Source organism: Mesorhizobium sp. M0028 (assembly GCF_040323855.1).
Lineage (GTDB): Bacteria > Pseudomonadota > Alphaproteobacteria > Rhizobiales > Rhizobiaceae > Mesorhizobium.
On the sequence record NZ_JAMYVG010000039.1, the window covers coordinates 1 to 5000 of the forward strand.

A 5000-nucleotide genomic window follows, 5' to 3' on the forward strand; every position below is an offset into this window, starting at 1 on the left:
CCCGCGGCCCCTCGAGCCTCGCGTTTGTGCGTGGGGCCCCCCCCCCATCTTGCTGCCCCACCCCACCCCCCCTGTGCCGCCCCTCTATGGCCCGCAGCCACTGAGGGGGGTGCGACGGGACGTCAGCCTGCAAGTCTTCGCGACCATGCTTCAATCGGCGGCCGTGACATCGGCTTCATCTTCCAGGATCCATCGGCGAGCCTTGACCCGGTGATGCCAATTGGCAAGCAGATCGCCGAGGTCGCCTACACCCACCTCGGCCTCAATTGGCCGCAAGCCTACGCGAAGGCCCAAAACTTGCTTGAACGGGTCCGTCTGCCCGACTCCAATGCGGCTATGCATGCCTTTCCACACCAGCTTTCCGGCGGCCAGAAGCAGCGCGTCGCCATCGCCGCGGCAATCGCGTCCGGCCCGAAACTGCTGATCGCCGATGAGGCGACCAGCGCGCTGGACACCATCGTGCAGGCCGAGATCGTCGCGCTAATTCGGCAATTGGTGGCCGAGGACGGCATGACGCTGTTGTTCGTCAGCCACGACATCGCGCTGGCCGCTGAGCTGGCGGGGCGCATCGCCGTGTTCCGGAATGGCGAATTGATCGAACTCGGTGCGACGGCGCAGGTCGTCGGTGCGCCGCGGCACACTTACACTCGGGCGCTGCTTGACGCTCATCTCGGCCTCGACGCCGAGCCGCTGTTGCAGCGAACATGACCAGTCCTCTGCTCGCCGTTTCCGGCCTGACCAAACGATACCCTCGCGGCGGCAAGATCATTGCCGCGGCAGATAACGTTTCCTTCCACATCGAAGCTGGCGAGACGCTGGCGCTGGCCGGACCTTCAGGCAGCGGCAAGTCGACGATAGCCCGGCTGATGCTGCGGCTCATCGAACCCGACGCCGGCCATATCGAATTTGAAGGCAGCGACTTCCTGTCAATGAACGGCGCTGCCTTGCGCCACCGGCGCGCTCGTCTGCAGATGGTGTTTCAGGATCCGCTCGCCGCCTTGAACCCGCGCACCACGGTGGCGCGTGTGCTCGACGACCCCTTGCGCATCCATCACATTGCCTCTCGTGCCGAGCGCCCGCGCCGTATTGCCACTCTGCTGGAGCGCGTCGGCCTCAGCCCCGGTCTCGCCGGCCGCGCCATTCACGAAATCTCCGGCGGCCAACGCCAACGAGTCGCCATCGCCCGCGCCATCGCCACAAAACCGTCGCTGGTCGTGCTCGACGAGGCCGTGTCGGCGCTCGACGTTTCGGTGCGCGCGCAGATCCTGCGGCTGCTGCTTGACCTTCAGCGCGAAGAGCGCATCGCCTATCTATTCATTTCGCACGATCTCGGTGTCGTCCGTGCCATCGCTCACCGGGTCGCCATTTTGGACGCCGGGCGCATTGCCGAGAGCGGCGATGCCCGTACCGTCATCGACGCGCCGCAATCCGCGATCGGCAAGGCGCTGGTGGCGGCAGCGCCAAGACTGTCAAGGATCGAACAGGACGCATCATGACCGACGTCGAAGGCCGAGCCGAAAAACTGTCGCGCGAACTCGATTCCGCCTTCCGTAACCGCGCCGATCTCTATCGTCTGTTGCTCGACGAGCTAACCGCGGAAGTTGGCGCGGAAAAGGCTGAGGCTATCATGATCCGCACCATCGAACGGCGCGGCAAGGAGGTTGCGGCGTCGGCCTTCGCCGATTTCGGCCCGAACGACGCAACGGCGATCGGCGAGGCGTTCCTCGCCGTCAGCCCGGATGGCGGCCGCATGTATCCGACCGACGTCGAACGCGGCCAAGGCCGCATCGCCTTCAAGGTCAAGCGCTGTCCGCTGAAGGACGCTTGGGTCGAAGCTGGCGTTGGCGACAAGAAGCTCGCCACGCTCTGCCGCATCGCCGGCGCCTTCGACCGCGGCCTGTTCGAGGCCACCGGAGTGCGCTTCGACAACGTCACCTGGACGCCGGGCCACGGTTCCGGCTGCTGCCACATCGCCTTGACCAACCGGGATGCCGGCTAGAGCTGCAGTTCGAGCCATGTCGGCGAAGACGTAAAGCTCCGTCCCGTTGGGCAGCGCAGAGCCAAACAAAAACCCCCGGCGCCGCAAGGCAACCGGGGGTTTTGATGTTTGCATTGCGAGGAATTTGGTGCGGACAGGATCTGCCTCGGTGTCCCGCTGTGTCGGCTTCGTTGGTAAGTGTCCGGCCGGAGGCGTCTTTGTGGGTTCATGGCTGTGGCCTCAAACCGTAGGTTCGAGCCACGGCCCAATCAAATCACTCCGAGATTTGTCGGATTGCGGCATTCTTATTCGTCTTCAGTAGGGGAGTTCCTGGAGGTGAATTATGAGCGAATTGCCGGTGGTCAAAACGCGACTCAAAGGCAAAAACCTTACGCAGAGCATGCTGATCCCAACGGAGAACATGGTCGCAGACGAGCTCCGGGCTGCGCGACCTGGCCACTTGTCGGACCTTGCAGAGTTACGACGTAAGCTCGCGGCAAAATACGGAGCAGACGCCTGCTGCCCAGTGACTGTGCGGCGGCACTTGGTGCATATCAGTCAAGACGGCAGCGCGCCCTTTTGGCGCGTCGTAAATCCCGATCGGCCATTCGCCCGACGTATGAGAGGTGGATCGGAACACATACGCGAAAAATTGGCTGCGGAACGCTGAGTATCCTGTCGCTGCACTTCAGAGCAAACGAAAACGGCCCGCACAAGGCGGGCCGTTTTCGTACTTTGGTTGCGGGGACAGGATTTGAACCTGTGACCTTCAGGTTATGAGCCTGACGAGCTACCGGGCTGCTCCACCCCGCGTCAACTTCACGGCGACCGCCGGCCGGGCAGCCCGGGCTTTTTTGTTTGTCCGTCCTCAAGGCCTTTGGCCTTTGTGGGCGGATGGGGCGCTGCTCCACCCCGCGTCAACCCTAGAAGTAAGCCTTGGCTCACTGAATTCAAGCTTCCGCCAAATGAAAGGGCCGCTTGCGCGGCCCGGAGCCCCGTTGGCGGGCCTATTCGTAAGGAGAAGATTAAACAACGTGCGCTTGGCAGACCTGGCAGCGACCTACTCTCCCGCGTCTTGAGACGAAGTACCATCAGCGCTGGAGCGTTTCACGGCCGAGTTCGGAATGGGATCGGGTGCAGCCGCTCCGCCATAACCACCAGGTCGGCAAAACGCACGTTGCTCGAGAAGCTGTTTTCTGTGCCATCCATCTCGGCGCAATCCAAGGATTGCCGCCAGAAATGGGCATTAGGAATGAGAACGATCAAGCCGATCGAACTATTAGTACCGGTAAGCTTCAAGCGTTGCCGCTCTTCCACACCCGGCCTATCAACGTGGTCGTCTTCCACGGTTCTCAGGGAATACTCGTTTTAAGGTGGGTTTCCCGCTTAGATGCCTTCAGCGGTTATCCCGTCCGGATATAGCTACCCTGCTATGCGGCTGGCGCCACAACAGGTCCACCAGAGATCCGTCCATCCCGGTCCTCTCGTACTAGGGACAGATCCTTTCAATATTCCTACACCCACGGCAGATAGGGACCGAACTGTCTCACGACGTTCTGAACCCAACTCACGTACCGCTTTAAATGGCGAACAGCCATACCCTTGGGACCTGCTCCAGCCCCAGGATGCGATGAGTCGACATCGAGGTGCCAAACAACCCCGTCGATATGGACTCTTGGGGGTCATCAGCCTGTTATCCCCGGCGTACCTTTTATCCGTTGAGCGATGGCCCTTCCACGCGGGACCACCGGATCACTATGACCGACTTTCGTCTCTGCTCGACTTGTCAGTCTCGCAGTCAGGCAGGCTTATGCCATTGCACTCAGCGAACGATTTCCGACCGTTCTGAGCCCACCATCGCGCGCCTCCGTTACTCTTTAGGAGGCGACCGCCCCAGTCAAACTACCCACCATACATTGTCCCGGACCCGGATAACGGGCCGCGGTTAGACATCCATAGTGATAAGGGTGGTATTTCAAGGGTGGCTCCACCTGAGCTGGCGCCCAGGTTTCAAAGCCTACCACCTATCCTACACATGCCACTACGAATGCCAATGTAAAGCTATAGTAAAGGTGCACGGGGTCTTTCCGTCTAACCGCAGGAACCCCGCATCTTCACGGGGAATTCAATTTCACTGAGTCTATGCTGGAGACAGCGGGGAAGTCGTTACGCCATTCGTGCAGGTCGGAACTTACCCGACAAGGAATTTCGCTACCTTAGGACCGTTATAGTTACGGCCGCCGTTTACTGGGGCTTCGATTCAGAGCTTGCACCCCTCCTCTTAACCTTCCAGCACCGGGCAGGCGTCAGACCCTATACGTCGTCTTGCGACTTCGCAGAGCCCTGTGTTTTTGATAAACAGTCGCTACCCCCTGGTCTGTGCCACCCTCCCATGCTTGCGCATGAAAGGGTCACGCTTCTTCCGAAGTTACGCGTGCAATTTGCCGAGTTCCTTCAGCATAGTTCTCTCAAGCGCCTTGGTATACTCTACCAGTCCACCAGTGTCGGTTTCGGGTACGGTCTATAAGGAGGAGCTATTTCCTGGAACCACGCAGCAGCCCTTTCAATCCGATAAGATTGGACTACCTCAATGATCCGTCACTTCCTCCAGGCCCACGAATATTAACGTGGTTCCCATCGTCTACGCATTTCTGCCTCGACTTAGGGGCCGGCTAACCCTGCTCAGATTAGCTTTAAGCAGGAACCCTTGGACTTTCGGCGGGGGAGTCTCTCACTCCCCTTACGTTACTCATGTCAGCATTCGCACTTCTGATACCTCCACCATCCCTCACGGGTATGGCTTCATCAGCTTACAGAACGCTCCGCTACCGCTTGCATTGCTGCAAACCCTAAGCTTCGGTGTATGGCTTTAGCCCCGTTACATTTTCGGCGCAAAGACCCTTATTTAGACCAGTGAGCTGTTACGCTTTCTTTAAATGATGGCTGCTTCTAAGCCAACATCCTGGTTGTTTTGGGATCCTCACATCCTTTCCCACTTAGCCATAACTTGGGGACCTTAGCT

4 protein-coding genes, 1 tRNA gene and 2 rRNA genes (1 of these 7 running past the window's edge) are annotated in these 5000 nt (G+C 59.7%); 4 read left to right on the plus strand and 3 right to left on the minus strand.

The window, feature by feature from the left end; translation table 11 throughout:
* From NKJ93_RS32910 to NKJ93_RS32925, 4 genes are all read left to right on the plus strand, one after another.
* Window positions 1–708, plus strand: a 708-nt coding sequence (locus NKJ93_RS32910) for an ATP-binding cassette domain-containing protein (RefSeq protein ID WP_502904422.1), incomplete at its 5' end; no start/stop codon positions are given.
* Window positions 705–1496: an ATP-binding cassette domain-containing protein gene (locus NKJ93_RS32915; protein ID WP_352593535.1), complete on the plus strand. Its 792-nt coding sequence runs from the start codon at window positions 705–707 to the stop codon at window positions 1494–1496. The genes NKJ93_RS32910 and NKJ93_RS32915, both read left to right, overlap by 4 nt.
* Entirely contained in the window at window positions 1493–1999 is a 507-nt protein-coding gene (locus NKJ93_RS32920) for an L-2-amino-thiazoline-4-carboxylic acid hydrolase (RefSeq protein WP_352593537.1), read from the plus strand. The genes NKJ93_RS32915 and NKJ93_RS32920 overlap by 4 nt, the downstream gene beginning before the upstream one ends.
* Before the next feature lie 322 nt (window positions 2000–2321).
* On the plus strand, window positions 2322–2648 hold the full coding sequence (locus NKJ93_RS32925; RefSeq protein WP_352593539.1) for a hypothetical protein: 327 nt from the start codon (window positions 2322–2324) through the stop codon (window positions 2646–2648).
* A 66-nt stretch (window positions 2649–2714) separates the two neighbouring features.
* Here NKJ93_RS32925 and NKJ93_RS32930 read toward each other — a convergent pair.
* The 3 genes from NKJ93_RS32930 to NKJ93_RS32940 all read right to left on the minus strand — a co-directional run.
* Window positions 2715–2791, minus strand: a tRNA-Met gene (locus tag NKJ93_RS32930).
* A 234-nt stretch (window positions 2792–3025) separates the two neighbouring features.
* Window positions 3026–3140: ribosomal RNA gene (gene rrf / locus NKJ93_RS32935) — 5S ribosomal RNA — on the minus strand.
* A 96-nt stretch (window positions 3141–3236) separates the two neighbouring features.
* A 23S ribosomal RNA gene (locus tag NKJ93_RS32940) occupies window positions 3237–5000 on the minus strand; it runs 1043 nt beyond the window's last position.